Source organism: Candidatus Neomarinimicrobiota bacterium, assembly GCA_018647265.1.
GTDB lineage: Bacteria > Fidelibacterota > Marinisomatia > Marinisomatales > TCS55 > TCS55.
Window position 1 is genome coordinate 1 of record JABGTK010000127.1, and the last position, 2,381, is coordinate 2,381.

Here is a 2,381-nt window from a genome sequence, read left to right on the forward strand (position 1 = left end):
ACTCAACAAGTGAAGTTACTTATGTTTGAAGGACATATGAAACAGCAAGTCCGTAATCGAATGCAGGATAGATATAAACCACCCGCTCCACGAGGTGGTAAACAAAAACGCCGAAGAGAATTTTGACTTATAAGTAAGTCTTCTAGAAAAAACCCCGCAATTATTTTATAATTGCGGGGTTTTTTTATTTATATGGATGTGATGAACACTCTAATTTGCACCCTTAAATTTGAAAGGAAACATGAACAAAATATATAATTTTAGTGCCGGACCAGCTGTATTGGATCAATCTGTGTTAGATGCAACTTCGAAAGCGGTGAAAGAATTTAATGGCCTGGGGATGAGTTTGATGGAGATGAGTCATCGCTCTAAACCCGTGATGGATATGGTAGCAGAAACGGAATCACTTACCCGAGAATTGTTGCATATTCCCGATGGATACCATGTGTTGTTTTTGCAGGGGGGCGCCTCTTTACAGTTTGCAATGATCCCTATGAATCTTTTAGGCGAAGATCAAACTGTTGATTACACTGATACAGGCGCATGGTCAGCCAAAGCAATAAAAGAGGCCCATTTATTTGGAAATGTTAATGTGGCCTGTTCATCCAAAGAATCACTTTATAACCATATTCCTAAAGAATTGAATCAAAGCTCCCATGCAGTTTATTTACATATTACCAGTAATAATACAATATATGGGACGCAATGGAAGGACTTTCCGACGCCTTTGAATCCCAATGGTTATTTGGTGGGGGATATGTCGTCGGATATATTCAGCCGATCTTTTGATGTATCTCGATTCGGATTGATCTATGCCGGTGCCCAGAAAAACATGGGTCCTGCGGGCGTTACGTTGGTTATAGTTCGGGATGATATTTTGGGGGAAGTTAATCGCTCAATCCCAACCATGATGAATTACCAAACCCATATTAATAAAGGATCCATGTTTAACACGCCTCCGGTTTTGGCTATATATTCAGTGAATCGCACTTTAACATGGATTAAAAAAAATGACGGTATTAAAGCGATGGAAATAAAAAATAAACGCAAATCGCAAAAGCTTTATGATGAAATTCGACGAAATCCACTATTTAAAAGTCCCATTCCTGAAGAAGATCAATCCTTGATGAATGTGCCATTTATTTTTACAGATGGCGGTGATGAGGCAGATTTTTTATCTTTTTGCGATAGACGTGGATTAAAGACCTTGAAAGGTCATCGTTCGGTTGGAGGTTTTAGAGCATCAATTTATAATGCTATGCCGGAAGCGGGTGTGGATGCCTTGATTCAGGCGATGCAGGAATACGAAAGTTAAGAAGTAATACTCAATCTTTTCAAATAATCAGATTGACGTTTGATTTCATTGCTCAATCAATCTCCTTTGTAATTAATAATCCTAAAAGTCCGAATCCAGAAAGAATAGCGAGATTAATAAAAAGGAGAGGAGCAAAAATGGGTGCTGTATATATTAAGTTTTCAAAGAAATTTTCGGATATACCATTCATAATTGAATGGCTATGATAATAAAATCCCAACCCACCAACACATACTTGTAATGCCATAATACTTAAACAAAGCTTTATGTACTTACTTGAATATTTTTGTATTAAAAGAGTGGTTAGAAATCCCACTGCAAGGGCACTACTCACAACTGGGATCCATTCTGTAAATAGAAAGAATCCATTTTGCGCATGGTCACTTAAGGCAAGAATAAAATTACCAAAAAATCCTGAGAGGCCAAAAAAAATAAGCCATTGGTTCCATTCTTTTGTTCCTGGTTTAACCATTCTATTCATTATGATTAATAAACCTAAACCTGTATAGGACAAGGGTGCAACGAAAGGTGCCGTGTAGACTAAACTTTTTATAGTTTGGTGTCCAAAGAAGTTGCTATTTAAATGCCATAATAATCCTGCAATGCCAACAATGACAGAGGTAGTGCCTATGAGAAGACCTATCGTTTTGTAAGTGTATGTTTTTCCCCTCCAATTTTGATACAATTCTATGGACAATAAAATTGGTGAAAATATTGAAAAATAGAAAGGAATCCATTCTGCGTTATGGGCAAATGCATTGATTGAATGGGCAACGAATATATCCAAGGCCAAAAAGCTCAAGTTGGCCAAAATAAATAATTCAATTGTAAATGCTTTATTCACAATTCCCTTTATCATGAATTACCTTTTAGGTGAATCGCGATTTCTGAGAGTTTTTGCAATTTCTTTCATTTCAACTGTTTTGAGAAGCAATTCATAATTGCCGTGCCATTGAACAAAATCTGCACCTCCCATAAATGCACCATGTTTTGCAGTACGGCCGTAATAATGCCAAAGATCAAATGCAATAAATTCAATTGGTTCATCAAAAGGTTCGGGGGAGAG

The 2,381-nt window shown here is 37.0% G+C and carries 3 protein-coding genes; 1 reads left to right on the forward strand and 2 read right to left on the reverse strand.

Features of this window, described 5'->3' with window-relative positions:
• Positions 1-241 precede the first annotated feature (241 nt).
• The gene (gene serC / locus HN459_07610; GenBank protein ID MBT3479311.1) at positions 242-1,315 is read left to right on the forward strand and encodes a 3-phosphoserine/phosphohydroxythreonine transaminase; all 1,074 of its coding nucleotides are present in this window, start codon (positions 242-244) and stop codon (positions 1,313-1,315) included.
• Between the two features lie 52 nt (positions 1,316-1,367).
• Here the strand turns inward: serC and HN459_07615 are convergent, their stop codons facing one another.
• A complete protein-coding gene (locus tag HN459_07615; protein ID MBT3479312.1) occupies positions 1,368-2,174 on the reverse strand; it encodes a hypothetical protein in 807 nt (268 codons plus the stop codon).
• 3 nt (positions 2,175-2,177) lie between these two features.
• The coding region (locus tag HN459_07620; protein MBT3479313.1) for a nitrate reductase at positions 2,178-2,381 on the reverse strand (204 nt) is incomplete at its 5' end.

What these genes read in the sequence shown, in the direction of transcription:
- serC (MBT3479311.1), top strand. Translation starts at nt 242, where the DNA reads ATGAACAAAATATATAATTTTAGTGCCGGACCAGCTGTATTGGATCAA.
- HN459_07615 (MBT3479312.1), bottom strand. Translation starts at nt 2,174, where the DNA reads ATGATAAAGGGAATTGTGAATAAAGCATTTACAATTGAATTATTTATT.